This is a genomic window from Lysobacter luteus, assembly GCF_907164845.1.
In the GTDB taxonomy this organism is placed as follows: domain Bacteria; phylum Pseudomonadota; class Gammaproteobacteria; order Xanthomonadales; family Xanthomonadaceae; genus Novilysobacter; species Novilysobacter luteus.
The window spans coordinates 477254-502599 of sequence record NZ_OU015430.1 but is presented as its reverse complement, the minus strand read 5'-3'; the positions used below and the strand labels follow the sequence as shown (position 1 = coordinate 502599).

Sequence of the window (25346 nt, the reverse complement as noted above, 5' to 3'; positions counted from 1 at the left end):
CCGCGGTTTTCACAAACCCCGATTCTGCCGGTTTGTCGCGAAGCCTGCGTTGACAGCGGTCAATACGTGGCGCCGTACGCCAGCGCACGGCTACCCCCGCCGGGGTCAGCGAAGGCCCCGACCGGCTCGTCGTCGCGCCAATGGGCACCAATGCCGACGCGGCGGCGGGCCGCGGCCTCCAGCACCGCCAGGGCCAGCCGCCCTTGCCAGCCCGCAGCGGCCAGTGGGCGCATCGCGGCGATGGCCGCCGCCAGCCCGGGGCCATTGCGCTGGGGCCCGGCGGCCTGCCACATCAGGGTGCGCAGTTGCTGCAAACGCCCGGCCTCGAGCGCCGGCCCGCGTGCGGCCAGCGCGACCGGCCCGCCGCCGGCGATCGGACTCGGGAGGGAGGCCAACCGCGCGCCCAACCGGCGGCCGAACACCACTCCTTCGAGCAGCGAGTTACTGGCCAGCCGGTTGGCGCCGTGGACACCGGTGCATGCGACCTCGCCGACCGCGTGCAGTCCCGGCAAGCTGGTGCGCCCGAGTGCGTCGGTGGCCAGCCCGCCCATGTGGAAATGCGCGGCGGCCGTCACGGGCACCGGTTCGCGCGACGGGTCGATGCCGTGCAACTGGCAGGCCGCCAGCACGGTCGGGAATTCGACCCCCCATTCGATGCCACGCGCGGTGGCATCCAGCCACGCGCCGCCATCGCGGCCGGCCTGCCAGACGCGGCGGGCGACGATGTCGCGCGGGGCCAGGTCGGCCAACGGATGCAGGCCGGCCATCAGCGGCATCCCACGGGCGTCGACCAGCCGCGCGCCGCGCCCGCGCAGTGCTTCGGTGAGCAGCGGCAGCGAATGCGCCGGCAGGTCCAGCGCGGTCGGGTGGAACTGGACGAACTCCAGGTCGCGCGCCCGCGCGCCGGCGGCCATCGCCAGCGCCAGGCCGGAGCCCTCGGCACCGACCGGGTTGGTGGTGCGCGCGAACAGCGCGCCGATGCCGCCGGTGGCCAGCACCACCGCGTCGGTGGCCACGGTCTCCCCACCCCCCGCAGCCCCCAGGCGCACGCCGCAGACACGCTGCCCGCGCAGCTGCAGCGCATCGACGTCGATCCCGCCCCGCCACTGGATGTGCGGTGCCGATGCGGCCGCCGCCGACAGCACCGAGAGCACGTGGGCGCCGGTCGCATCGCCGCCGGCGTGGACGATCCGGCTGGCACGGTGGCCCCCTTCCCGACCCAGTCGCACGCCGGCGGCGTCGCGATCGAACGCCGCGCCAAGCCCCTGCAGCCACGCGATGGCGTCCGGCGCCGCGCCGACCAGCGCGCGCACCGCGGCACCGTCATTGCGGAAGGCACCGGCGACGAGGGTGTCGGTGACATGCGATTCGATGCTGTCGCCCGGCCCGATCGCGGCGGCGATGCCGCCCTGCGCCAGCGACGTCGCGCTGCCCTCCCCCTGGTGCCCACGGCCGAGCAGCAGCACCGGTCGGGGCGCCGCCGCGAGCGCGGTGCAAAGCCCGGCGACGCCGCTGCCCACCACCACCAGCGGCGTGCGATCACCCATCAGACGGTCTCGCGACGCCCCACCGCCAGCATCCGGTCGAGCGCGGCGCGTGCGCGCACGGACACCTCGGGCGAGACGTGCACCTCGTAGCGCAGGTCGCGCAGGCACGCATGGATGTTGGGCAGCGTGATCCGCTTCATGTGCGGGCACAGGTTGCAGGGCTTGATGAACTGCACCTGCGGGAACCTGTTCTTGAGGTTGTCGGCCATCGAGCACTCGGTGATCATCGCCACCCGCGTCGGCTTCTCCTTCTCCAGCCAGCGCCCCATCGCGCTGGTGGACCCGACGAAATCGGCCTCGGCCAGCACTTCCGGCGAGCACTCGGGGTGCGCGACCACCTTGGTGTCGAACTGCTCGCGGGTGTGTCGGACCTGTTGCGCGGTAAACGTCTCGTGCACCTCGCAGGTGCCGGTCCACAGCACCAGCTCGACATCGGTCTGGGTTGCGACCCAGCTGCCCAGATACCGGTCGGGCAGGAAGATCACCTTGCGCGAGCCGCTCTGGGCTGCGATCGCCTCGACCACCTGCACCGCGTTGGCCGAGGTGCAGCAGGCGTCGGAGGCGGCCTTCACCTCGGCCGAGGTGTTGACATAGCTGACCACCGGCACGCCCGGGTGCCTGGCCCGCAGCGCGCGTACGTCGGCGGCGGTGATCGAGGCGGCCAGCGAACAGCCCGCTTCCAGGTCGGGAATCAGCACGGTCTTGTCGGGCGCCAGGATCTTCGCGCTCTCGGCCATGAAGTGCACTCCGCACAACACGATCAGGTCGCTGTCGCAATCGGTCGCGGCCTGCGCGAGCGCGAGCGAATCACCGGTGATGTCGGCCACGCCGTGGAAGATCTCGGGCGACTGGTAACTGTGCGCCATGATCACCGCGCCACGCTGCTTCTTCAGCGTGTTGATCGCATCGATCCACGGCAGGTGCAGCGGCACCTCCATGCAGGGGATGAGTTGTTCGAGCGTCTCCACCAGCGGGGCGTAGTCGGACTCGAGGCCATCGCGCCAGCGCGGCGTGGCAAGGGCGGCGTTTGCAGTCATTCGGGTGTGTGCTTCAAAGGTGGTGGGGTCGTGCCGTGCCCGGTGCGGGACGCCGGGTCAGGCGGCGGCGCGGGCCCGATGGGCGTCTCGTGCGGTACGGGCCAGTCGCGCGCCGCGGTTCAGGCCGATCCGCAGGCCCAACGGCACCGATTCCCACGGCAGGCGTTCGAGCAGGTTGCGGGCGGTCAGCCCGAGCTCGGTATCGCCGGTCAGCACCAGCCGTCGCTGGAAGAACAGGGTGTCGGCGTCCTCCAGCCGGGCCGCCAGCAACAACAGGTCGGTGGCCGTGCCACGGACGCTGGCTTCGGCCGCGCCGTCATCGACATGCAACGCATCGCCACGGCGCTCGATCACCCAGCGCAGGCCCAGGTCGGTCACCTCGACGCCGAGGCGGCGGCCCTGCATGAAATCCAGGTCCCCGCGCGCGATCGACGGTGCCAGCACCCGGGTACAGGCGCGCTGGATGGCGCCGTGGCGGGCCTGGACGGGCATCACCCGCAACCAGCGGGCCAGCCGAACCGGTGGCGGCAGGCGACCCAGCAGGGCGTGGATACGGGAGGACCGCGACGTGGAATTGGGCATGGCGGGCATCGTGCCGGTGGCTGCCCACGCGGCGCCTTGATCCAGGTCAGCCGCCAGCCCCTGCCGGCGACGACCGTCGACGATCGCCACCTCCATCGCCGCCTGCGCGGTGTCGGCCGCCAGGCCCCAGCGGGCGGCCAGGCGCTGCGCGCGCGCGTGCACCTGCGCTTCGCGCGGGCCGTCATGCACGGGCCGGCACTGGCGGCGCTTGCAGCGCCCGGCGGCGGCGGCCAGACGGCCACGCACGGCCAGCAGCGCCAGCGCGCCGCCATCCACCAGGTCGATCGCGCGGCGCAGCTCGGCCAGCGCAACACCCGCCGCAACACTCACCGGCGCGCGCGCCCCAGGGTCCAACCGGGTGGGTCACTGGCCGGGAAGCTGTCATCCAGCGCGGCGTCGATTGCCTGTTCGCGCCGTTCCCGTTCAACGGCCTGGGCGCACTGGCGCGCCTCGGCCTGTCCGGCCAGCAGACTGGTCGGAATGCCGGCCGCATGCATGGCCTCGAACATCGCCGGCTGGGCCAGCTCGAAATCACCGATCTCGAAGTCGCTGCTCATGTCGCACCCTCGGTTCCAGACAACGCCATCAGGCGCCCTGTCGGGTTCGTCGGCATTGACGTGGGTCAAGGGACGGAGGGCTGGCCGCCTGCGGATGGTGCTCGGGCCGGGTTCACCCGATACTGACCGCGCGCTGTACACCATCGACGGGCATCGCCCGCGGCCGGATCCGCGTTTTTTGATCCGGATCAGAACCGCGCAGCCGCAATGCGGCACTCTGCAAACCTGGCCCGGGCATCGGCCAAGCCATCCAAAAAAAGGGGAAGTGCGCATGACCCGTCCCACACGCTACCTGGCCGCCGTACTGGCCTTGGCCGGCCTGCTGCTTGCCGGTTGCGACCGCGACAACGCCAGCAACGCCACCGACACCGACACCCCGCGCGCCAATGCCGGCGAAGGTGAAACCGGCGGCTCGCGCAAGGGCGACTTCGGCCCGCCGCAGGGCAAGCCGATCGACGCGGTGCTGACCAGCCCGCCGCTGGTGCCGCCGGCGACCGGCCGCGACTACCCGGCCAAGGTGGTGGTCTCGCTCGACGTGGTCGAGAAGGTCATGCCGATCTCCGAAGGCGTGGACTACACCTTCTGGACCTTCGGCGGCACCGTGCCCGGCAGCTTCATCCGCGTGCGCCAGGGCGACACGGTGGAATTCCACCTGCGCAACATGCCCGACAGCAAGATGCCCCACAACATCGACCTGCACGGCGTGACCGGCCCCGGCGGCGGCGCCACTTCGAGCTTCACCGCGCCGGGCCACGTCACCCGCTTCACCTTCAAGGCGCTCAACGCCGGCCTGTACGTCTACCACTGCGCGACCGCGCCGGTCGGCATGCACGTGGCCAACGGCATGTACGGCCTGATCCTGGTCGAGCCGCCGGAAGGCCTGCCGCCGGTCGACAAGGAGTACTACGTCATGCAGGGCGACTTCTACACCACCGGCAAGTACCGGGAGAAGGGCCTGCAGGGCTTCGACATGGAGAAGGCGATCGACGAGCACCCGACCTACGTGCTGTTCAACGGCTCGGAAGGCTCGCTGACCGGTGACAAGGTGCTGACCGCCAACACCGGCGAGAACGTGCGCCTGTACGTCGGCAACGGCGGCCCCAACCTGGTGTCGAGCTTCCACGTGATCGGCGAGATCTTCGACAAGGTCTGGTACGAAGGCGGCACCAAGTACCAGGAGAACGTGCAGACCACGCTGATCCCCTCGGGCGGTGCGGCGATGATGGAATTCCACATGGAAGTGCCGGGCAGCTACGTGCTGGTCGACCACAGCCTGTTCCGCGCCTTCAACAAGGGCGCGCTGGGCATCCTCCAGGCCAGTGGCCCGGAGAACAAGGAGATCTACTCCGGCCTTGAAGTCGACGCGGTCTATATCGGCGACCGTGCGCAGGCCAACATGGAAGCGGTGACGGTGGCGGCCGAATCGGCCAGCACCGGCGACCTGACGGTCGAGCAGCAGGTCAAGGCCGGCGAGGCGCTGTTCCTGGGCACCTGCTCCACCTGCCACCAGGCCAACGGCGCCGGCATGGAAGGCGTGTTCCCGCCGCTGGCGAACTCCGACTACATCGCCAAGGATCCGAGCGCGCTGCCGCGCGTGATCCTGCACGGCCTGGAAGGCCCGGTGACGGTCAACGGCACCGACTACAACTCGATCATGCCGCCGATGAGCCAGTTGACCGACGACGAGGTCGCCAACATCTCGACCTACGTGCTCAACAGCTGGGGCAACCCGGGTGGCCGCGTGACCAAGGACGAGGCGGCCGCGATCCGCAAGGTCAAGCCGGCCAACGCGTCCGCCGGTCACTGACGTGACCCGGATGCTGGCAACCGCGCTCGCCTCCGCGCTGCTGCTCGCAACCCCCACCGCCGGCCTGGTCGCCGGCGGTGGGGACTACGCCACCGTTCCGGGCGGCAGCTTCCGCAGCACGCTCAACTACGAGGACGTCGTCGGCAACGTCGACGTCGCGCCCTTCGCGCTGATGAAGCGACCGGTGACCAACGGCGAGTTCCTGGCGTTCGTGAAGTCCAATCCACAGTGGCAGCGCGGCCGCGTGGCGACCGTAATGGCCGAGCCGCGGTACCTGTCGCATTGGGCGGGGCCGACCGACCTCGGGCAGGCCAACCCGGCGCAGCCGGTGGTCCAGGTCAGCTGGTTCGCCGCCTCGGCCTATTGCGAGGCCCAGGGCGCACGGCTGCCGACATGGAACGAATGGGAGTACGCGGCCGCCGCCGACGAAACCCGTCGTGACGCGCGCAAGGACCCGGTGTGGCGCGAACGCATCCTGGCCTGGTACTCGCGCCCCTCCAACAGCGCCCTGCCCCGTGCCGGCCTGCAGACGCCCAACGTGTACGGCGTGCAGGACCTGCACGGTCTCGTGTGGGAATGGACAGACGATTTCTCCTCGCTGCTGGTCGACGCCGACAACCGCAACCAGGGTGACCCGGACAACGCCCGCTTCTGCGGCGCCGGCGCGCTGTCGATGGACGACCGCGACAACTATGCGGTGCTGATGCGGGTGGCGATGCTGTCATCGCTCAACGCCCCCGACACGACCGCCAACCTCGGCTTCCGTTGCGCCAGGGATTTGCCATGAACCGCCTGCTGATCGTCCTCCTCGCCGCCTGCACCATGCTGGTGGCGGGCCTCCCCGTGTCGGCCGCCGATACGCCGCCGCCGCGCGACTCGATCTACCAGCTGCCGGTGCAGCTGACCGACCAGGCCGGCGGCACCTACGGCTGGAAGACCCTGCGCGGCAAGCCGAGGCTGGTGGCGATGTTCTACACGTCGTGCCAGTACATCTGCCCGTTGATTGTCGACAGCGGCAAGGCGATCGAAAAGCAGCTGACCCCGGCCGAACGTAACCGGTTGGGCATCGTGCTGATCAGCATGGACCCTGCGCGCGACGATCCCGCCGCACTGAAGAAGGTGGCGGACCAGCGCAAGCTCGATACCGCCCGCTGGACCCTCGCCAGCCCCAAGGCCGATGACGTGCGCGGCGTGGCCGGTGTGCTCGGTATCCGCTACCGTGCGCTGGCCGACGGCGAGTTCAACCACACCAGCGCGCTGGTACTGGTCGACGCCGAAGGCCGCATTCTCGCGCGGACCGAGCAGATGGGCACCCGGCCGGATCCGGAGTTCGTAGTCGCAGTGAAGCAGGCGCTGCGGTAGCGCGGTCGCTCTGCGGCGCCGACACAGCATGCAAACCCCGGGACGCCACGGCGTGGCGTCCGGGTAATCGCAGGCTCCCCGGCTAGAGACCCGGTTGCGCCGACGGTGACGTGGACGTCGTCGATGCGGTGGATGTCGAACGCACCCCCGCCGTGTCGTGGTCGTGCTCGCCCGCGGTCACTTCGCGACCGGTCTCGGCCACGGCGTCATAACCGCTCCGGGCGGCATGCTTGGCGTCATCGGCAAACCGGTCGCGCACCGGCCCGAGCAATTCGTCCTCCTTGCGCGTAGGCGGGAGCATCGCGCCGAGCAACGCCCCGGCCGCAATCGCCATCGCGCCGATCGCCATCGGGTTGTCGTCGAGCATGTGCTCGAAGCCCTGCTTGCCACGGCGGGCGCGCGAGCGTGCCGAGTCCATCGCATGGTGGGCCGATTCGCCGACACGCTGCTTGGCCGAATGCATCTTGCCGGAAACCTGCTCGCGGGCCTGACCCACGCGCTCGCCGACGCCAGGCTTGTCCGAGGCGTTGGGGTCCGCGGCGCCGTCGTGGGCGCCGTCGTGGCTGCCCGCGTAGAGCCACGTGAGGCCGGCGACCGTGAGCAGCGTCGGCATCGGGTTGTCCTTTACCGTTCGGGCCAGGTTGCCGGCGAACTCGCGGCCATGGCCGTTTCCGAGCACGCGCTCGAACAAATCGCCCGGCGACAGCCGGTTCTCCAGCGCGTGGATGAGCTCGCCGATATGGTCGCGCTGCTGGTCGATCTCGTGCTCCAGCTGGGCGGGGTCCTTCCGGGACTGCGCCCGGACCGTGTCTGCGGTGTTCATGGGGTCCTCCCGCGGATGGTGTCCTTGTCCCGGCGAAGCGAATCGATCGTGCGGTCCGGCCGCAACGACTCGCTCTGCAGCTTTTTCTTGCCGGCCTGCACCATCGCGAAGCCGATCAGGGTCGCGACCGCGCCGACGATCAGTGCCGCCAGCCAGGGTGCAACCACGTTGCTGAGCGCATAGACGCCGGCCAGCAGCAGCATGACGAAGCCACCCATCAGCACCGCGCCGCCGGTGGCGACCGATGCCATGCCGGCCTTGGTCTGCTGCATGTTCTCGCGCATCTCGCTCTTGGCCAGCGCGATCTCGTTGGTGAGCAGCGCCGGCACCTCACGCATGAGCTGCTTCAGGAGGGTGCCGACGGAGGGTTCGATATGTGGGGCGTCCGTGGAAGCGCCCGCCGTGTGGGTTCCGGATGTCCCGGTGGGGTTGGGTTGCGCGCTCATCAGTGGATTCCTCCTCTCGTGCCTTCGGGGCGGGCCTGGCGGTCGCTGGCACCCGACGTGCCGCGGGCTTCCGTCGCGCCCGGGGCGCTGGTGTAGGTTGTGCCGCTGGCACTGGTCGACTGGCGTGACCGGTTGGCCGTGTCGTCAACGGGGACCGGATAATCGTGGGCCGAGTACACGTCCTCGGTGTCCTGCCGCGCACGCCGTTTCTCCGAGGCCCGCGCGAACCGCGCGAGGCCGAAACCAATGGCGACGCCGCCGGTCACGAACAGCGCCGGGTTGTCGCGGGCGAGCCGGCCGACGTCGCGCAGGACTTCGTCGCCGCTCTTTTCCCGCAGGGAGGTCGACAGGCGGGTCATGCTGTCGGCCAGGCTGGCGACGTACTCGGACAGATGGCCGATGTCGTCCTGCTGGAGCCGCGCGGCGGCCGCCTGGGTGCTGTCGGCCAGCGTGTCGACCTTGTCTGCGGCAGTGCGTCGCGCTTCGGCGACGCGTACCTTGCCTTCCGCCTTGGCCTGCTCGCCAAGCTCGTGTGCGGAATGTTTAAGTTTGGTGTCGCCCGCATGCCCGGTGCCGGACGGGGCGCCTGCGGCACCCGGCGTGTTGACGCCTTGGGGTTGTCGCGTGGATGGCGAGGGGGGTTGCTGGGATGTGCTCATGGGCCTCTCCTTTGGGGGATGGGCAGGCGGCCTGGCAACGGAGGTCCTCGCGTCATGCCGCACCGGAAGGTGGGCTTGCGGGGCGGGCGCTTCGACCGCGGGCGCCGCCCTCGGACGAGGGTGCGGCGACCGGGGATATGCGGATACCGCATCGCCGGGCCTTGGCCCGCATCTTCGGCGGTAACGCGTTACCCGGCCGTATAAGAGGCGTCGTGACGACCAACATGCCGGTCGCGCGCATTCAGCCGGCGTGCGCGGTGGCCAATCTCCCCAGCGTTGCAAGCGCCGCCTGCGTGCGCGCATCCAGGGGATGGCCGCAGTTGAGCCGCAGGCAATGGCCGAAGCCGCGGCTGGCCGAGAACATCGGACCGGGCGCGACGCTGATGCCCTGCGCGGCGGCCTGACGCTGGATCGCCAGCGCGTCGGTCCCGGCCGGGAGTTCCAGCCACAGGAAATACCCCCCTGCCGGCCGCGTCACCCGGGTGCCGCTCGGGAAGTACCGACCGACGGCGGCCAGGTATTCGGCCTGCTGCGCCGCTAGCGTCCTGCGCAGGCGCCGCAGGTGGCGGTCGAACCCGCCGCGCTCCAGGTAATGGGCGATCGCCATCTGCGAAGGCACGTTGGTGTTGAGGGTGGTGGTGAGCTTGTGCCGCGCGATCCGCCCGGCGAACCGCCCGCCGGCGACCCAGCCGATGCGGTGCCCCGGGGCCAGGCACTTGGAAAACGACGAGCAGTGCATCACCAGCCCCTCGCGGTCGAACGCCTTGGCCGGCACCGGCCGCTCACTGCCGAAATACAACTCGGCGTACACGTCGTCCTCGATCAGCGGGATCGCATGGCGGGCCAACAGTTCGACCAGCGCGCGCTTGCGCTCGGGCGGCATGCTGGCCCCCAGCGGGTTCTGGAAGGTGCCCATCACCCAGCAGGCCCTGGGCGCGTGGCGCGCGATGGCCGCCTCGACGGCATCCAGGTCGATGCCCTCGCGCGGATGGGTCGGCACCTCGATCGCGCGCAGGTTGCGCCGCTGCAGGATCTGTAGCGCCGCATAGAAGCACGGCGACTCCACCAGCACGGCGTCGCCCGGCGCGGTGACAACGCCGATCGCCAGGTTCAGCGCTTCCAGCGCGCCGTTGGTGACGACGATCGCCTCCGCATCGACCTGCATGCCGCCCAGCAGGTAGCGCAACGCGATCTGACGGCGCAGGCCGGCGTTGCCCGGCGTGAGGTCGTCGACCGTACTCCAGGGATCCAGCTGCGGCGCGGTGGCGGCCAGCGCGCGGCCGAGGCGGTCGAGCGGGAACAGCAACGGGCTGGGGAACGCCGATCCCAGCGGCACCACCTCGCGCGACATCGAGGCCTGCATGACCTCGAACACCAGGTCGCTGACATCGACACTGCGCGACTCGCCGTCCGGGCGCGAGGCCTGCTCGGGCTCGGGCGGCTGGGCGCCGGCCGCGCGGGTGACGTAATAGCCCGAGCGCGGTCGCGACTCGACCAGCCCGCGCGCTTCCAGCAGGTAGTAGGCCTGGAACACGGTCGAGGGGCTGACCCCACGCGCTGCGCTGGCCTGACGGACCGACGGCAACCGGTCGCCGGGCTTGAGCAGGCCGCGCCGGATCGATTCGGCCACTTCCTCGGCAAGGGCTTCGTAGCGCTTCATGGGTGCGTCGGACGCGCCTGAACGGTCCCAACTGATATGGTTTTCTGACGGATTTCTGAGTCTAGGCCGGCTGATCCGGTCGTCCTATCCTGCCAGTCGCCCCAATGGATCACCCGCCCGCCGATGAACCCGCTGGTCGAACTGAACCTCGCACTCATCCTGTTCATTCCCTGGTACGCCATCCTGGCCGTGCTGTTCTGGCTGTTTCCCCGCCAGCCGCGCACCTTTGCCCGCAAGGCGTTCGATACCGCCAGTCTGGTGCTGGCCACGTCGCTATCGGCGCTGGGCATGTACTGGAGCATCGACACCGCCGACCCCCAGCACCACATGTGGCAGCAGGTCCTGGCCACCACGGTGTCGTACGGGGTGTTTCTGGGCGTGATGACGCTCGCGATGGTGGTGCGCTGGCGCTGGCTGCGCGTGCACGCGGCCGCCGCGCGCCCTGCCGCGCTGGCCGCGGGCGAGGCGGCGCGATGAAGACGCTGTTGATCCTCGGATTCCTCGGCCTGATCGTCTACAACCTGGGCGCCGGGCTGTACTACATGCTGGTCGACACCGGCCGCAGCAAACGCACGGTCAACGCGCTGACCCGGCGCATCGTGCTTTCCATCGTGCTGGTCGGGCTGATCGCGGCCGGGATCTTCACGGGGGTGATCGACGCGCACGGCGTCGGTGCCTGACTTTGCTTACCATGGACTCCAAACCTGTCCGCCACCCCCTCCGCTCCCGGTGAATTGATCTGGATCAAGCCGGCGGGCGATGGCGGCCGCGAAAATATCCTCGACCGTAAAACCAAGGCCCTCCCATGACTGCGTTTGAAAGCGCCACGAAGGTCGGTGCGTCGGCACCCACCGTCGCGGGCAACCACGTGCGCGATGCCGCGCATGCCTTCTACAACGACAAGGTGGTCCACCAGTTCATGGTGGCGACCATGTTCTGGGGCATTGCCGGGATGCTGGTCGGGGTGCTCATCGCGGCCCAGCTGTACTGGCCGGCGCTGAACTTCGACACCGCGTGGCTCAGCTACGGCCGGTTGCGGCCGCTGCACACCAACGGCGTGATCTTCGGCTTCGGCGGTACCGCCCTGATCGGCACCAGCCTGTACGTGGTGCAGCGCACCTGCCATGCACGCCTCATCTCGGACCGCCTGTCGGCGTTCGTGTTCTGGGGCTGGCAGGCGGCGATGGTCGGCGCGCTGGTCACCCTGCCGATGGGCCTGACCCAGGGCAAGGAATACGCCGAGCTGGAGTGGCCGCTCGACATCCTGATCGCGATCGTCTGGGTCGCCTACGGCTGGCTGTTCTTCGGCACCGTGACCAAGCGCAAGGTGAAGCACATCTATGTCGCCAACTGGTTCTACGGCGCCTTCATCATCGGCGTCGGCCTGCTGCATATCGTCAACAACCTGGCCATCCCGGCCGGCATGTGGAAGTCCTACCCGGTCTACAGCGGCGCGGTCGATGCGATGGCGCAGTGGTGGTACGGCCACAACGCGGTGGCGTTCTTGCTGACCGTCGGCTTCCTGGCGATGATGTACTACTTCGTCCCCAAGCAGGCGCAGCGGCCGATCTACTCGTACCGCCTGTCGATCGTGCACTTCTGGGCGCTGATCTCGATCTACATGTGGGCCGGCCCGCACCACCTCCACTACACCGCGCTGCCGGACTGGGCGCAGTCGGTCGGCATGGTGTTCTCGGTGATCCTGCTGGCGCCGTCCTGGGGTGGCGCGATGAACGGCATCCTCACGCTCTCGGGCGTGTGGCACAAGCTGCGCACCGACCCGATCCTGAAGTTCCTGATCGTGGCGATCAGTTTCTACATGATCGCGACCTTCGAAGGCCCGCTGCTGTCGATCAAGACGGTCAACTCGCTGAGCCACTACACCGACTGGACCGTCGGCCACGTCCACGCCGGCACCCTGGGCTGGGTGGCGATGATCACCGTCGGCTCGATCTATTCGCTGTACCCGCGGCTGGTCGGCGTGGAGAAGATGTTCTCGACCAAGTGGATCGACGCGCACTTCTGGGTCCACACACTGGGCGTGGTGTTCTACATCGTCTCGATGTGGATCGCCGGCATCACCCAGGGCCTGATGTGGCGTGCCACCAACGCCGACGGCACGCTGACCTACAGCTTCGTCGAGTCGCTGGTCGCGACCTACCCGTACTACCTGGGCCGCCTGCTCGGCGGGCTGATGATCGTCGCCGGCATGTGCCTGATGGCGTGGAACCTGTACCGCACGTGGCAGTCGGCCAAGGAGCCGGTGCTGAATCCGGTGCTGGCACCGCACCCCGAGTCGGCGCGGGCCTGAGGAAAGACAGATGGCATTCGGACACGAAAAAATCGAGAAGAACATCGGCCTGATGGCCGTCCTGGTCGCGGTGGCGGTATCGCTGGGCGGCCTGGCGGAGATCGTCCCGCTGATGTACCAGGCCGAGGCGATCAAGCCGCTGCCGGGCGTCAAGCCGTACCCGGCGCTGGAGCTTGCCGGGCGCGACATCTACGTACGCGAGGGCTGCTACAACTGCCATTCGCAGATGGTCCGGACCCTGCGCTTCGAAACCGAGCGTTACGGCCACTATTCGCTCGCCGGCGAGTCGGTCTACGACCGGCCGTTCCAGTGGGGTTCCAAGCGCACCGGGCCTGACCTGGCCCGCGTGGGCGGCCGCTATTCCGACGACTGGCACCGGGTCCACCTGGTCGACCCGCGCGCGGTCGTCCCGGAATCCAACATGCCGGCCTTCCCGTGGCTGCAGGAAACCGCGGTCGACGCGGCGCAGGTCACCGTGAGCATGAAGGCGCTGCAGCGTCTGGGCGATCCGTACTCGGACGAGGAAATCGCCAGCGCCGCCGGCGATGTCGCCGGCAAGACCGAACTCGATGCCGTGGTCGCCTACCTGCAGGCGCTCGGCAAGCACGCACCGCGCGGGGGCTGAACCATGTTGTCGGGAATCATCACGATCGTACTGACGCTGCTGTTCGTGGCCATCTGGGCCTGGGCCTGGCAGCCGCGCCACAAGCAGAGCTTCGAGGAGACCGCGCGGCTGGCGCTGGACGACGCGCCGGACGCGGGTGAGCGGGAGTCGCGCGCATGAGCATGGGCTGGAACTGGTTCGTCGCCGCGCTGGCGGCGCTCAACATCCTCGGCGTGGCCTGGCTGCTGTGGTGGACGGCCAAGCGCCGCCCGGGCGATCCCAAGCCCGAGGAGACCAGCCACTACTGGGACGAGAACATCACCGAATACAACAAGCCGATGCCGCGCTGGTGGATCAACGGCTTCTACATCGCGATCGCGTTCGGCATCGGCTACCTGGTCTGGTACGGCGGCCTGGGCACGATCCCGGGTACCAGCGACTGGAGTTCGGCGCGCGAGCACGCGCTCGACAAGGCTGCCGCCGACGCACGCCTGGAAGAGACGTTCGCGCCCTACCGCAACGCGTCGCTGCCGGCCCTGGCGGCCGACGAGACCGCCTTGCAGCTGGGTCGCTCGATCTTCTCCAACACCTGCGCCACCTGCCACGGCTCCTCGGCGCAGGGCGCGATCGGCTACCCCAACCTGGCCGACGACATCTGGCACTGGGGCGGCGAGCCCGAGCAGGTCCTGCAGACGGTGCTCGATGGCCGCGACGGCATCATGCCCGAGTGGGGCACGGTGTTGACCGGCATGGGCGGCGAGCACGCGATCGACTACGTCATCGCCTATGTCCGCACCCTTGCACGCCCGGGCCAGTCGCTTGGCAACGACTACATGGCCGCGCGCGGCAAGACGCTGTACGACGGCGTCTGCGTCGCCTGCCACGGGGTCGACGGCAAGGGCAACCAGGCGATGGGCGCGCCGGACCTGACCGATGCGTACTGGATGTACGGCAGCAGCAAGGCCAGCCTGCACGAGACCATCGCCAACGGCCGCCACGGGGTCATGCCGGCCCACCGCGAGCTGCTGGGCGAGACCCGCGCACGGCTGGTGGCGGCCTACGTCTGGTCGCTGTCCAACCCGGCCGGCGCCGGCGGCAGCCCGGCGACCAGCGCCGCGGCGGCGGAGCCTGCCCGTTGAGTGTCCACGTGCCACCGCCGTTCGACCATCCGCCGCGCCCGATGGCGCAGCGGCTTGGCGCGATCCTGTGGCCGAGCTTCTTCGCAGCCGGCGTGGCGACGATGGTGTTCTTCGCCTTCGTCGACCCGCTGGCACTGCGTGACATGACCTTCCCGGAAGTCGCGATCACCCGTTCGATGGGCTACACGATCGGCTTCTTCATGTTCTGGCTGGCGACCGCGTCGGCCAGCCTGTTCACCTGGTTGCTGCTGCGCCCGGCGAGCCGTTTCAACAAATCATTGCCACTGGAGTAATCCCCCCGCGGTGAGCAAGAAGATCGACATCGAGCTGCTGGGTCAAAGCGACACCCCCGGCGGCGACTCGCTTTACGTCAGCGAACGCAAGGTCTACCCCCGCGACGTGTCCGGCCGCTTCGACCGGCTGCGCAAGGTGGCCGTGTTCTGGCTGCTGGGCATGTACTACCTGTTCCCATGGTTGAAGTGGGACGGGCGTCAGGCGGTGCTGTTCGACCTGCCGGCGCGCAAGTTCCACGTCTTCGGCCTGACCTTCTGGCCGCAGGACTTCAGCCTGCTGGCCGTGCTGCTGATCATCCTGGCGCTGACGCTGTTCTTCGTGACCGCGCTGGCCGGACGGCTGTGGTGCGGCTATGCCTGCCCGCAGACGGTCTGGACCGAGGTGTTCCTGTGGATGGAACGCTGGACCGAGGGCGACCGGCCCAAGCGGATGAAGCTCGACGCCGCCCCGTGGACCCGCGAGAAGGTGCTTCGCAAGGGTGCCAAGCACGTGCTGTGGCTGGTCTTCGCGCTGTGGACGGGCTTCACCTTCGTCGGCTTCTTTACCCCCATCACCGGGCTGGGCGCGCGGCTGTGGCCGTTCGACTGGAATGGCTGGGAGATCTTCTGGGTGCTGTTCTACGCGTTGGCCACCTGGGGCAACGCCGGCTTCCTGCGCGAGCAGGTGTGCAAGTACATGTGCCCGTACGCGCGCTTCCAGAGCGCGATGTTCGACCGCAACACGCTGATCATCGCCTACGACCCGATGCGCGGCGAACCGCGCGGCCCGCGCAAGCGAGGCCTGCCGAGCGTGCTGGAGCGGGCGCGCGGCCTGCTGGACGTGCGCAGCGCCTATGACTACGTGTTCCGCGCCAGCCGCCACCCGAGCGCGGCGCAGAACCGGCTGCAGGCGGCCGGCACGATCACCTTCGACGCCGGTGCCGAGGCTGCCCCGCTGCCCAGGTTCGCACCGGAGGAACTCGGCGACTGCATCGACTGCACGATGTGCGTGCAGGTCTGCCCGGTCGGCATCGACATCCGCAACGGCCTGCAGTACGAGTGCATCGCCTGTGGCGCCTGCATCGACGCCTGCGACGACGTGATGGACAAGATGGGCTATCCGCACGGCCTGATCCGCTACTCCACCCAGAACGCGATCGACGGCAAGCCGAGCCGGGTGTTGCGTCCGCGCATGTTCATCTATGGCGCGCTGTTGCTCGTGCTGGTGGCCGGCTGGGCCTGGGGCATCGCCGCGCGCAGCCCGCTGATCGTCGACGTTCTGCGCGACCGCAATGCGCTGTACCGGGTGGTCGAGGACGGCGTGGACAACGGCTATACGATCAAGCTCGTCAACAAGTCGCAGACGGCACAGGTGTATACGGTCGAACTGCAGGCCGACCCGGCGATCACGCTGCGTGGTGGCACGCGCACGGTCGAGGCCGCCGCCGGCGACGTGCTGTCGATCCCGGTGGAGCTCACCGCGCCGGCGACGGTGACCGGACGCCACGAAGTCGGCTTCGTGGTCGAGTCCGCCGACGGCTCGGTGCGCGAAGTCGCCGACAGCACCTTCTTCGGACCCATGTGATGACCCGCGAACCGAACACGCCCCGCACCGAGCCAACCGGCGAAGCCCCGTCGTCGCCGTGGCGGCAGCCGGTGGTGTGGCTGGTGATCGCGCTGGTGGCGGCGGCCGTCGTGGGCGGCATCAGCATGGTGGTCATCGCCAGTGGCGATGGCAGCACCGATGCGGTGCCCGACCAGGTAAGCCGCACCGCCCAGGTCCAGACCGCCGACCTCGGACCGGACGCGCTGGCGCAGGAGCGCAAGCTCAGCGCGATCGTGCGTATCGACGCCGAGCTGGGCATCGTCGAGGTACTGCCGGTCAGCGGCGACTTCGACCGGTCCGCGCCGTTGCGGCTGGACCTGCTGCACCCCACCCTGGCCGGCCAGGACCGCGTGCTCGAACTGCCGCCGACCGACACCGGTTGGCGGGTCGAGGCCGAGGTCACCGGCGACCACGACTGGAACGTGCGACTGGGCCCGGTCGACGGCCAGTGGCGGCTGCAGGGCCGCCTGCCCGGTGGCCAGCAGGCCGCGAGCCTGCGTCCGGCGCTGCAGGCGCCGTAGGTGATGGTCCGGTGGTCTCCCTGACCGATTCGATGGCGGACGCCGGCGGCACCCGCATGCCGGCAACGAGGACAGCAATCGCGGACGGCGCCTGCTACCACTGCGGCGAGGCGCTGCCGTCCGATCCGGTGCGTGTCATGTTCGAAGGCGAGCCGCGCGGCTTCTGCTGCGAAGGCTGCGCCGCCGCCGCGCAATGGATCGATGATGCCGACCTGGGCGACTACTACCGCCTGCGCAGTGAACGCGCGACCCGGGTCGGCACCGAGCCGGTGGACCTGGCGGTCTGGGATCGCGACGAGCTGCTCGCCGAGCACGCCCACGACGTCGACGGCGGGCGCGAGATCACGCTGCTGACCGACGGCATGCGCTGCGCGGCCTGCGCGTGGCTGATAGACCGCGCGCTCGCACGCCAGCCCGGCGTGCTCGAAGCGAGCGCCAACGCCGTGACCGGCCGGATCCGGCTGGCCTGGGATCCCGCCGGCACCGCCCTTTCGGGCGTGCTGCGGCAACTGGTCACCCTGGGTTACCGGCCCTACCTCGCCGGCGGCCAGGCGCGCGAGGCAGAGCGCCGGCGCGAGCGCAACCGCGACCTGATCCGCATCGGCATCGCCGGCCTGGGTTCGATGCAGGCGATGATGCTGGCCGAGGCGCTGTACCTGGATTTCGGCAACACCATGCCGTTGCCCACGCGCGACTTTTTCCGCTGGATCACCTTCCTGGTCTCCACGCCGGTCGTGTTCTACGCCGGCTGGCCGTTCATCGAGGGTGCCTGGCGGGAGCTTCGCCAGCGCCGGCTGGGGATGGACCTGCTGATCGCCGGTTCGACCCTGCTGGCATGGGGCGCGAGCGTGTTCGAGACCATGCGCGGCGGCGACCATGTCTGGTACGACGCGGCGGTCATGTTCGTCTTCCTGCTGCTGGCCGCGCGCATGCTGGAAAAGCGCGCGCGGGGGATCGCCAGCGCGCAGGTCGATGCCCTCGCCCGCGCACGGCCGGCGTTCGCAACGCGCGAGCGAAGCGACGGCAGCCGCGAGTCGGTGCCGCTGGCCGCGCTGGCGGTGGGCGATGTCGCCTGCGTCGCGGTGGGCGAGGTGGTGCCGGCCGACGGCGAGCTGCTGGTGGCTGCGCGGTTCGAGGAAGCACTGCTGACCGGCGAGCCGCACCCGGTGGCCAAGGACATCGGCGCGCCGGTGTATGCCGGCACGGTCTGTCGCGAGCAGCCGGCCCGCCTGCGGGTCACCGGGACAGGCAGCGGGACACGGCTGTCGCAGCTCACCCGGCTGGTCGAGCGCGCCCAGTCCGAGCGTCCGTCGCTGGCGATCGCGGCCGACCGGGTCGCGCACCGCTTCGTCGCCGGCCTGCTGCTGGCGACGCTGGTGGTGTTCATCGGCTGGCGCATCCATGACCCCTCGCGCGCATTCGAGGTCACCCTGGCGTTGCTCATCATCAGTTGCCCGTGCGCGCTGTCGCTCGCGGTCCCAGCCGCGCTGGCCGCCGCGCACGGCGCGCTGGCGCGGATCGGCGTGCTGGCCGTGCGCGACAACGCGCTCGACCGGCTCGCCCAGGCCACCGACGTGGTGTTCGACAAGACCGGGACGCTCAGTGACGGCCAGCCGGCGCTGGTGCGTGTCGAGCCGTTTGCCGGCTATTCGCAGGAACAGGTACTCGGCATCGCGGCGGCGCTCGAGCGCGACAGCGGCCATCCCATCGCACGTGCCTTCGCCGGCGTGGCGGCGGCGCCGGTAGCGAGCCGGCTCAAGGCCATCCCCGGCGAGGGCGTGGTCGGAACGGTCGACGGCGAGCGCTGGCGGCTGGGCCGGCCTGGCTTTGCCGCCAGCACCGGGGACGACGGGCGGCTCTGGCTGGGTGACGGCGAGCGGGCGATCGCTCGCTTCACCCTGCGCGAGTCCGAGCGGCCCGACGCACGCGACACCGTAACCGCCCTGCGCGATGCCGGCCTCACGGTGCACCTGTCCAGCGGCGACGCGGCCGGGCCGGTCGAACGGTTCGCGCAGACGGTCGGCATCGAACGCGCACACGCCCGGCAGAGTCCGGAGGACAAGCTGGCGTTTGCCCGCGGCCTGCAGCGCGACGGCCGGGTGGTGGCGATGGTCGGAGACGGCCTCAACGACGCCCCGGTGCTGGCCGGCGCCGACGTCTCGCTGGCGGTCGCCGATGGCGCGGCGCTGGCGCAGCGCGCCGCCGACCTGGTGCTCACCGGGCATTCGCTGTCGCGGATCCCGCAGGCGGTCGCGGTGGCGCGCCGGACCCGCCGGGTGATCCGCCAGAACCTCGCCTGGGCCGCCGGCTACAACGTCCTCGCGCTGCCGTTGGCCGCGGCCGGGCTGGTAACCCCCTGGATCGCCGCGCTCGGCATGGCGCTGTCCTCGCTGGTCGTCACCGCCAATGCGCTGCGACTGGCACGGGTGCCGGCGACGGGAGAAACCCCATGAACATCCTGCTGGTGATGATCCCGCTGAGCCTGCTGCTGCTTGCCGCAGCGGTGTGGGCCTTCGTGTGGGCCGTGCGACGCGGGCAGTTCGAGGACCTGGACACCCCGGCGATCGACATCCTGCGCGAGGACCCGCAAGAGCGCTCGCAGCGGCTGGACCGCGCCGCGCGCGCCGGTGGGGACACGCGCGAGGGCGAGGTTGATGGCGACGCCCCCGGCCACGACAGTGCCGGCGGCAGGGACTGAGCCGTGCCGGTCGATTGGCTGACCCTGGGGGCCGCGCTGCTCAGCGGCGTGCTGGGTGGCGCGCACTGCGCGGCGATGTGTGGCGGCATCGCCACCGGCTTTTCCGCCGCGGGCGGCCGCACCAGCTGGATCGCCGCGCTCGAGCCCAATGCCGGGCGCGTGCTGGGCTACACGCTGGCGGGCGCGATCGCCGGCGGGCTCGGCCATGGCATCGTCGACCTGGCCAGGCTCGACTGGCTCGCGATCGGCGTGCGCGCCGCCGTCGGCGTGGTCCTGGTCATCGTGGCCCTGCGGCTGCTCGATACGCGCGGCCGACTCGGCTTCCTGCCGCGACCGGGCGCCGGCCTGTGGCGCTGGCTGCGACCATTGCAGCGCCGGCTGTTGCCGGCTGACACGCCGGCCAAGCGAATCGGGCTGGGCATGCTGTGGGGCTGGATGCCGTGCGGGCTGAGCACGACCCTGCTTGCGGCGGCCTGGCTGCAGGCCGACGCGCGCAACGGTGCACTGACGATGGCGGCGTTCGGGCTCGGCACCCTGCCGCTGATGCTGCCGTTGACGTGGTCGGGCGCGCGCCTGGGCCAGCGCCTGCAACGCCGCGGCTGGCGCCACGCGGCGGCCGTGCTGGTCCTGCTGGCGGGCGTACTGACCATCGCCTCGCCGTGGCTGATGCAGGTACCGGCCGTGCACGGCTGGCTGGCCGCACTGGGCTGCCTGCCGCGGACGGTCTAGCCGCGCGGCAAGCGCGCCGGGCGGGAGGCTACCGGGATGGCGCGTTGGATCAGGACCGCGCGCGGCGCTGGACAGGCGGGGCCGGTTCGCCGCCATGCGCAAGGCGCGCGAGTTCGTCGGGCTGCAGGATCTCGATCCGCCGCCCGGTGACGGCGACCACGCCGTCCTCCTGCAGCCGGGTGAAACCGCGGCTCACCGTCTCCAGCGCAAGGCCGAGGTAGCGCGCGATGTCCTCGCGGCTCATCGGCAACCGGTAGCGGCTGCCCGACTCACCGATATTGCGCAATCGCTCGCCGAGGCCGTGCAGGAACAACGCGATGCGCTCATTGGCCTGCCGCCGCACCAGCATCCCCAGGTGGTCCTGGTCGCGACCCACGCTCTGGCCGATCACGCGCAGCAGTTGCTGCTGCAGGCTGGGGACCTGGGCCGCGACGGTGGCCAGCTGTTCGAACGGGACCTCGCAGACATTCGCCGTGGTCAGCGCCACCGCCTCGCAACGGTGGCGGCCGTGGCCCAGCGCATCCAGACCGATCAACTCGCCTGGCAGGTGGAAGCCGACCACCTGCTCGCCGCCGTCCTCGCTCGTGCTGACGGTCTTGAATGCGCCGTCGCGGGCCACGTAGACCGACGTCAGTGCATCGCCCGGGCGGAACAGGCGCTCCCCCGTGGCCACCGGGCGGCGACGCCTGACGATATCGTCGAGTTGCTGCAGATCCTGCTGCCCGATACCCGCGGGCAGGCACAGCTGCTGGAGGGAGCACTGCGCGCAACCGCGACGCAGCTGGGCCAGGTCGACCACGTTGGTTTCCATGCCGCCATCGTGCCACGCGACAGGCCGGCACCGGGGCGTTCCCGGGCCGATCGACCGGTGGTGTACAGCGGGCGGACGATAGAATGCGCGGATGGACATCTTCAAGATCTTCACCCTCGAAGCCGCGCACCGCCTGCCCAACGTCCCCGAGGGGCACAAGTGCGCGCGGCTGCACGGCCACTCGTTCCGGGTGGAGATCCACCTCAGCGGCGCGATCGGCGCCGACAGCGGCTGGGTGATGGACTTCGCCGACGTCAAGCAGGCGTTCCAGCCGCTGTACGAGCGCCTTGACCACCATTACCTCAACGACGTCGAGGGGCTGGAGAACCCGACCAGCGAGCGGCTTGCGGTGTGGATCTGGGAGCGGCTCAAGCCGGCCCTGCCGCTATTGAGCGAGGTGGTGGTGCATGAGACCTGCACCTCGGGGTGCCGCTACCGGGGTCAATGACCCCCGGGCGGCCGCCTGAACGGCCCCGAGCGCGGGATGTTGCATTGCAACAAAAACGGGTTTATGCTGCATCGCACAAACCGGCAAACCCTTTGTCGGCGCAGCAGCAGGAGCCCACCATGTACCAGCAGTTCAACGAACAGTTCGCCGCCGCGACGCGCCAGTTCGCCGAGACCGCGGCACAGGTCAACCGCCTCGCCCTCGACAACGCCGGGGCCGTGTTCGGCCTGCAGCTGGCGGCCATCGAGGACCGCGCCAACGCCACGTTTGCCTTCCTCGGCGAAGCCACCCAGGTCCGTGACGCCGAAGGCCTGAAGGACCTGTGGCCGAAGGCCGCGCAGGTCGCCCGCGAGAACATCGAGCGCGGCGTCGCCACCGGCCAGGAAGTGATTGGCCGCACGGTCAGCACCAACGAGCAGATCGCCAGCATCGCCAAGGCGCAGCTGGAGTCGACGGCCCGCACCACGCAGGCCAACGTCGAGCAGGCCGCCCGCAACGCGACGCAGAAGGCCGAAGCCTACGTCGACAGCGCGACCAAGGGCAGCAAGCCGGCGAAGTAAGCGCAGCCGCCACCGTCTCTCTCTCCGGCTTCGGCAGGAACACGAAACCCGGCAGCCCGCGCTGCCGGGTTTTTTGTGCGCGCGATCAGCCCGCGGGGTCGGCCGGCGCGGGTTCGGCTTCGCGCCGCGCCTGGCGGGCGGCAACCTTCTGGTGGTCGCGACCGATTAGCAGGTACATGACCGGCACCACGAACAGGGTGAAGAAGGTGCCGATGCCCATGCCGCCGACAACCACCCAGCCGATCTGGTTGCGTGCCTCGGCACCGGCACCACTGGCGATCGCCAGGGGCAGCGAGCCGAGCACCATCGCGCCGGTGGTCATCAGGATCGGGCGCAACCGCAGCGCCGCCGCCTCGACCACCGCGTCGAACTTCGTCCGGCCCTGCTCCTGCAACTGGTTGGAGAACTCCACGATCAGGATGCCGTGCTTGGCGATCAGGCCCACCAGTGTCACCAGTCCGATCTGCGAGTAGATGTTCCAGCTGCCGCCACTCAGCGTGAGCGCGAGGAACGCGCCGAACGCCGCCAGTGGCACCGCCAGCAGGATCACCATGGGGTCGACCCAGCTTTCGAACTGGGCGGCCAGCACCAGGAAGATGAATACCACCGCGAGCCCGAAGATCATCGCGAAGTCGCTGGACGACTCGCGGAACTCGCGGCTTTGCCCGGACAGGTCGTAGGTGGCCTCCGGCGCGACTTCCGCCAGCGCCGCCTCCATCCAGTCGAGCGCCTCGCCCATCGGGTAGCCCGGCGCGAGACCGGCACTGATGGTCGCCGCGCGCAGCTTGTTGAAGTGGTTGAGCTCCTTGGCCGCGACCGTCTCGCGCACGTCGACCAGGTTCGACAGTTGCACCATCTGGCCGTCGCCGCCGCGTACGTAGATGTTGGACAGGTCGCCCGGGGTACGGCGGTCGGCGTCCTCGACCTGCACGATCACGTCGTACTGCTCGCTCCCACGCTTGAAGCGGGTCACGTTGCGCCCGCCCAGCAACGACTCGAGCGTGCGCCCGACCGTCGCCACGTCGCTGCCCACCGCCGCCACCTTCTCGCGGTTGACGGTGATGCTCAGTTGCGGCTTGTTGAGTTTGAGGTCGCTGTCGGGGTTGGTGAGGTTCGGGTTCTCGGCCATCCTGGCCATCATCTTCTGCACGATGACGCCAAGCTCCTCCCAGGTGCCCGTGCTCTGCACCACGAAGTTGACCGGCTGGCCGAAGCCTTCCTGGCCCAGCGGCGGCGGCAGCGTCGGGAACGCCATGATCCCCGGGATGCCCATGAACTGCGGGAACAGCGCGCCCTGCACCTCCTGCACCGCGGCGTCGCGCTGGTCCCAGTCTTCGAGCATCACGAACCCGATGGTGTTGGTCACCGACGGGAAGCCGACCAGCTGGAAGTAACTCACCACGCCGGGCGCGCTCGCGAAGCCCTGCTCCATCATCCGCGCGTAGCGGTCGGTGTAGCCGACGGTCGAACCCTCCGGCGCCTGGCCGAAGCCGATGATGACGCCCTGGTCCTCCTGGGGTGCCAGCTCGCGCGGCAGTGTCATGAACAGCACGCCGGCCAGTGCGAACACCACCAGCCCGACGCCCACCACCGCCCAGCGCAGCTTGAGCGCCCGTGTCAGCACGGCGCGGTAACCGTCGTCGAGCCGCCGCAACACGCGCTCGCCGGCCTCGTAGAAGCGCCCATGCTTCTTCTCGTGGCGCAGCAGCTTGGACGACATCATCGGCGACAGCGTCAACGCGGTGAAACCCGAGACCAGCACGGCGCCGGCCAGGGTCATCGCGAACTCGACGAACAGCTTGCCGGTGCGACCGGTCGAGAACGCCAGCGGCACGTACACGGCCGCCAGCGTCAGGGTCATGGCCACGATGGCGAACCCGATCTCCTTGCTGCCCTTGAGCGCCGCCTGGAACGGCGGCATGCCTTCCTCGATGTGCCGGTAGATGTTCTCCAGCATCACGATCGCGTCGTCGACCACCAGGCCGATCGCAAGCACCATCGCCAGCAGCGTCAGCGTGTTGATGGTGAAGCCGAACGCCAGCATCAGCGCGAACGCGCCGATCAGCGAGACCGGGATCGTCACCAGCGGGATCAGCGTGGCGCGCCAGCTGCGAAGGAACAGGAAGATCACCACGACGACCAGCAGCACCGCCTCGATCACGGTCTTGTAGACCTCCTCGATCGACTTCTCGATGAAGATGGTCGAGTCGAACGCGATGTCCAGCTGCAGGCCCTCGGGCAGCGTGCGCTGGATCTGCGGGATCAGCACCTCCAGCGCTTCGGAGATCTCCAGCGGATTGGCCACGGCCTGCTTGGTGATGCCCAGCGGCACCGCGTTGACGCCGTTGTAGCGCGCCCGGAACCGCTCCTGCTGGGCGCCCAGCTCGATCCTGGCGACATCCTTGAGCCGCACCAGGTAGCCGTTGGACTCGCCGAGGATGACGTTGCCGAACTCCTCCGGGGTCTGCAGGTCGGTCTGCGGCAGCACGGTGAACTCGCGGTCGGTCCCTTCCACGCGGCCGGCCGGGATCTCCACGTTCTGGCTGCGCAGCGCCTGCTCGACATCGCCCGGCGTCAGGCCGAAGCCCGCCAGCCGCTGCGGCTGGATCCACACGCGCATCGCATAGGTGCTGGCGAACACCTGGGCCTGGGCGACGCCGGGGATCTGCTGGATGCGGTCCTTGACGAGGCGTTCGGCGTAGTCGGCGATCTCGACCTGCGAGTGCTGGTCGGAGGAGAACGCCAGGAAGATGATCGGCTCGGCGTCGGCCTCCTGCTTCTGCACGATCGGCTCATCGACCTCGTCCGGCAGCCGCTGGCGAGCCTGCGCAACACGGTCGCGGACGTCGCTGGCGGCACCGTCGGGGTCGCGGTCGAGCCGGAACCGGATGGTCACCTGGCTGGACTGCTCGCGGCTGACCGACTGCATGTACTCGATGCCCTCGACCCCGGACAGCGCGTCCTCGATCGGCTGGGTCACCTGCGACTCGATCACCTGCGCGCTCGCGCCGGGGTAGCTGGTGTTGACCGTCACCACCGGCGTGTCGACGTTGGGGATCTGCCGGACGGCCAGGCGGTCGTAGGCGATGATGCCCAGCAGCAGCACCACCAGGTTGATGACGGTGGCGAAGACCGGGCGGCGGATGGAGATGTCGGAGAGGACCATC

Annotated in this window: 27 protein-coding genes; 17 read left to right on the top strand and 10 right to left on the bottom strand. The window is 69.8% G+C overall.

The features are described from left to right. Positions 1-59: 59 nt before the first annotated feature. Genes KOD61_RS02335 through KOD61_RS02320 form a run of 4 tightly spaced genes read right to left on the bottom strand, consistent with a single transcriptional unit; the run spans position 60 to position 3723 of the window. Positions 60-1547 (bottom strand): L-aspartate oxidase, encoded by a 1488-nt coding sequence (locus KOD61_RS02335; RefSeq protein WP_215219473.1) that lies wholly within the window; start codon positions 1545-1547, stop codon positions 60-62. Beyond that, entirely contained in the window at positions 1547-2584 is a 1038-nt protein-coding gene (gene nadA, locus KOD61_RS02330; protein WP_215219472.1) for a quinolinate synthase NadA, read from the bottom strand. Before nadA ends, KOD61_RS02335 begins: the two co-directional genes overlap by 1 nt. A gap of 57 nt (positions 2585-2641) precedes the next feature. After that, the gene (ubiT, locus tag KOD61_RS02325; RefSeq protein WP_215219471.1) at positions 2642-3496 is read right to left on the bottom strand and encodes a ubiquinone anaerobic biosynthesis accessory factor UbiT; all 855 of its coding nucleotides are present in this window, start codon (positions 3494-3496) and stop codon (positions 2642-2644) included. Continuing rightward, a complete protein-coding gene (locus tag KOD61_RS02320; RefSeq protein WP_215219470.1) occupies positions 3493-3723 on the bottom strand; it encodes a hypothetical protein in 231 nt (76 codons plus the stop codon). Before KOD61_RS02320 ends, ubiT begins: the two co-directional genes overlap by 4 nt. A 271-nt stretch (positions 3724-3994) precedes the next feature. On the opposite strand from KOD61_RS02320, the gene nirK reads away from it, so the two are divergent. From nirK to KOD61_RS02305, 3 genes are read left to right on the top strand one after another with little or no spacing between them, the layout of a single operon-like run. Next, positions 3995-5530, top strand: a complete 1536-nt coding sequence (gene nirK, locus KOD61_RS02315) for a copper-containing nitrite reductase (RefSeq protein WP_215219469.1) — start codon at positions 3995-3997, stop codon at positions 5528-5530. Positions 5531-5540: 10 nt separating this feature from the next. Then, entirely contained in the window at positions 5541-6317 is a 777-nt protein-coding gene (locus KOD61_RS02310; RefSeq protein WP_215220248.1) for a formylglycine-generating enzyme family protein, read from the top strand. Next, positions 6314-6892, top strand: a complete 579-nt coding sequence (locus KOD61_RS02305) for an SCO family protein (RefSeq protein WP_215219468.1) — start codon at positions 6314-6316, stop codon at positions 6890-6892. Before KOD61_RS02310 ends, KOD61_RS02305 begins: the two co-directional genes overlap by 4 nt. An 82-nt stretch (positions 6893-6974) precedes the next feature. On the opposite strand, the gene KOD61_RS02300 is transcribed toward KOD61_RS02305, so the two are convergent. The 4 genes from KOD61_RS02300 to KOD61_RS02285 all read right to left on the bottom strand — a co-directional run bounded on the left by KOD61_RS02300 (position 6975) and on the right by KOD61_RS02285 (position 10480). Continuing rightward, on the bottom strand, positions 6975-7715 hold the full coding sequence (locus KOD61_RS02300; protein WP_215219467.1) for a DUF3618 domain-containing protein: 741 nt from the start codon (positions 7713-7715) through the stop codon (positions 6975-6977). Continuing rightward, positions 7712-8161 carry a phage holin family protein gene (locus KOD61_RS02295; RefSeq protein WP_215219466.1) on the bottom strand — a complete coding sequence of 150 codons (450 nt, stop codon included), beginning with the start codon at positions 8159-8161 and terminating at the stop codon, positions 7712-7714. Before KOD61_RS02295 ends, KOD61_RS02300 begins: the two co-directional genes overlap by 4 nt. Continuing rightward, on the bottom strand, positions 8161-8820 hold the full coding sequence (locus tag KOD61_RS02290; protein ID WP_215219465.1) for a hypothetical protein: 660 nt from the start codon (positions 8818-8820) through the stop codon (positions 8161-8163). Before KOD61_RS02290 ends, KOD61_RS02295 begins: the two co-directional genes overlap by 1 nt. Before the next feature lie 241 nt (positions 8821-9061). Continuing rightward, the gene (locus KOD61_RS02285) at positions 9062-10480 is read right to left on the bottom strand and encodes an aminotransferase-like domain-containing protein (RefSeq protein WP_215219464.1); all 1419 of its coding nucleotides are present in this window, start codon (positions 10478-10480) and stop codon (positions 9062-9064) included. 123 nt (positions 10481-10603) lie between these two features. Between KOD61_RS02285 and KOD61_RS02280 the strand changes: the two genes are divergently transcribed. From KOD61_RS02280 to KOD61_RS02225, 12 genes are all read left to right on the top strand, one after another. Further along, entirely contained in the window at positions 10604-10957 is a 354-nt protein-coding gene (locus KOD61_RS02280; protein ID WP_215219463.1) for a hypothetical protein, read from the top strand. Further along, the gene (locus KOD61_RS02275) at positions 10954-11160 is read left to right on the top strand and encodes a twin transmembrane helix small protein (RefSeq protein ID WP_215219462.1); all 207 of its coding nucleotides are present in this window, start codon (positions 10954-10956) and stop codon (positions 11158-11160) included. Before KOD61_RS02280 ends, KOD61_RS02275 begins: the two co-directional genes overlap by 4 nt. A gap of 239 nt (positions 11161-11399) precedes the next feature. Beyond that, on the top strand, positions 11400-12791 hold the full coding sequence (ccoN, locus tag KOD61_RS02270) for a cytochrome-c oxidase, cbb3-type subunit I (protein ID WP_251370681.1): 1392 nt from the start codon (positions 11400-11402) through the stop codon (positions 12789-12791). A 10-nt stretch (positions 12792-12801) separates the two neighbouring features. Next, positions 12802-13416 (top strand): cytochrome-c oxidase, cbb3-type subunit II, encoded by a 615-nt coding sequence (gene ccoO / locus KOD61_RS02265; RefSeq protein ID WP_215219460.1) that lies wholly within the window; start codon positions 12802-12804, stop codon positions 13414-13416. 3 nt (positions 13417-13419) lie between these two features. Continuing rightward, positions 13420-13575 carry a cbb3-type cytochrome oxidase subunit 3 gene (locus tag KOD61_RS02260; protein ID WP_215219459.1) on the top strand — a complete coding sequence of 52 codons (156 nt, stop codon included), beginning with the start codon at positions 13420-13422 and terminating at the stop codon, positions 13573-13575. Beyond that, entirely contained in the window at positions 13572-14534 is a 963-nt protein-coding gene (ccoP, locus tag KOD61_RS02255; protein WP_215219458.1) for a cytochrome-c oxidase, cbb3-type subunit III, read from the top strand. Before KOD61_RS02260 ends, ccoP begins: the two co-directional genes overlap by 4 nt. 41 nt (positions 14535-14575) lie before the next feature. Further along, the gene (locus KOD61_RS02250) at positions 14576-14827 is read left to right on the top strand and encodes a hypothetical protein (protein ID WP_215220247.1); all 252 of its coding nucleotides are present in this window, start codon (positions 14576-14578) and stop codon (positions 14825-14827) included. Positions 14828-14837: 10 nt separating this feature from the next. Then, entirely contained in the window at positions 14838-16391 is a 1554-nt protein-coding gene (locus KOD61_RS02245) for a 4Fe-4S dicluster domain-containing protein (RefSeq protein WP_215219457.1), read from the top strand. Then, positions 16391-16933, top strand: coding sequence for a FixH family protein (locus KOD61_RS02240; RefSeq protein WP_215219456.1), 543 nt, complete (start codon positions 16391-16393; stop codon positions 16931-16933). Before KOD61_RS02245 ends, KOD61_RS02240 begins: the two co-directional genes overlap by 1 nt. Before the next feature lie 11 nt (positions 16934-16944). Beyond that, positions 16945-19386, top strand: a complete 2442-nt coding sequence (locus tag KOD61_RS02235) for a heavy metal translocating P-type ATPase (protein ID WP_251370626.1) — start codon at positions 16945-16947, stop codon at positions 19384-19386. Beyond that, on the top strand, positions 19383-19631 hold the full coding sequence (gene ccoS / locus KOD61_RS02230) for a cbb3-type cytochrome oxidase assembly protein CcoS (RefSeq protein WP_215219455.1): 249 nt from the start codon (positions 19383-19385) through the stop codon (positions 19629-19631). The genes KOD61_RS02235 and ccoS overlap by 4 nt, the downstream gene beginning before the upstream one ends. 3 nt (positions 19632-19634) lie before the next feature. Beyond that, complete coding sequence (locus KOD61_RS02225; RefSeq protein ID WP_215219454.1) at positions 19635-20360, top strand: sulfite exporter TauE/SafE family protein; 726 nt, start codon at positions 19635-19637, stop codon at positions 20358-20360. 49 nt (positions 20361-20409) lie between these two features. Here KOD61_RS02225 and fnr read toward each other — a convergent pair whose 3' ends face one another. Continuing rightward, positions 20410-21171 carry a fumarate/nitrate reduction transcriptional regulator Fnr gene (fnr, locus tag KOD61_RS02220; protein WP_215219453.1) on the bottom strand — a complete coding sequence of 254 codons (762 nt, stop codon included), beginning with the start codon at positions 21169-21171 and terminating at the stop codon, positions 20410-20412. A 91-nt stretch (positions 21172-21262) separates the two neighbouring features. On the opposite strand from fnr, the gene queD reads away from it, so the two are divergent. Both queD and KOD61_RS02210 read left to right on the top strand, forming a co-directional pair. Further along, positions 21263-21619: a 6-carboxytetrahydropterin synthase QueD gene (gene queD / locus KOD61_RS02215; RefSeq protein WP_215219452.1), complete on the top strand. Its 357-nt coding sequence runs from the start codon at positions 21263-21265 to the stop codon at positions 21617-21619. A 119-nt stretch (positions 21620-21738) separates the two neighbouring features. Continuing rightward, on the top strand, positions 21739-22179 hold the full coding sequence (locus KOD61_RS02210; protein ID WP_215219451.1) for a phasin family protein: 441 nt from the start codon (positions 21739-21741) through the stop codon (positions 22177-22179). A gap of 85 nt (positions 22180-22264) precedes the next feature. On the opposite strand, the gene KOD61_RS02205 is transcribed toward KOD61_RS02210, so the two are convergent. Next, a complete protein-coding gene (locus tag KOD61_RS02205) occupies positions 22265-25345 on the bottom strand; it encodes an efflux RND transporter permease subunit (RefSeq protein WP_215219450.1) in 3081 nt (1026 codons plus the stop codon). Position 25346 lies beyond the last annotated feature (1 nt).